This window comes from Novacetimonas pomaceti (assembly GCF_003207955.1).
GTDB classification, from domain to species: domain Bacteria; phylum Pseudomonadota; class Alphaproteobacteria; order Acetobacterales; family Acetobacteraceae; genus Novacetimonas; species Novacetimonas pomaceti.
Window position 1 is genome coordinate 1 of record NZ_NOXG01000135.1, and the last position, 505, is coordinate 505.

Genomic DNA, 505 nt, shown 5'->3' on the forward strand with positions numbered 1-505 from the left:
GGAAGCGCTCGCCGAGCAGCAGCGTATAGAATTGCAGGGTCTCCTTGAAGAACGTGGCCATGCCATTGTGGGATGGTATATTTCCGATCCCGAGCGCTCGGGTATCGAGATTGACCGCCTGAGCCTCAATGGCTGCCGGTCCATAGCCCGACAGATCGGAGCGGACCTTTCGGACGTCATTGAAGAGAGGCACCGGCGCTGGCCAAACGTCATGCGCTGGGAGGCCACCTGTTACGTCCTGTGGACCCGGCCCAGCGTGCTGACACGTGAGGACCGCAAACAGGTGGCAGAGGAGCGCAGGACCCTTGCCTCCCAGTTTCCCCGCGTGGGCAATACCCAACGTTTTGCCCTGCGCTCCGATATCATGGCGGCCCGCCATGAATCGTTCATTTCGCGCGTTCAGGCGGCCTTGCAGGGGTTCGACATTTCCTGCGAATTCCTCGGTCCACATCAGGCATTGCAGGTCGCGCGCGAAGCGACCTATCGTGAAACGGCGGGCTCCGCC

Annotated in this window: 1 pseudogene; it reads left to right on the top strand. The window is 61.6% G+C overall.

The window, feature by feature from the left end:
• Positions 1-505: pseudogene (locus CFR71_RS16050) on the top strand (ATP-binding protein); the annotation flags it as partial.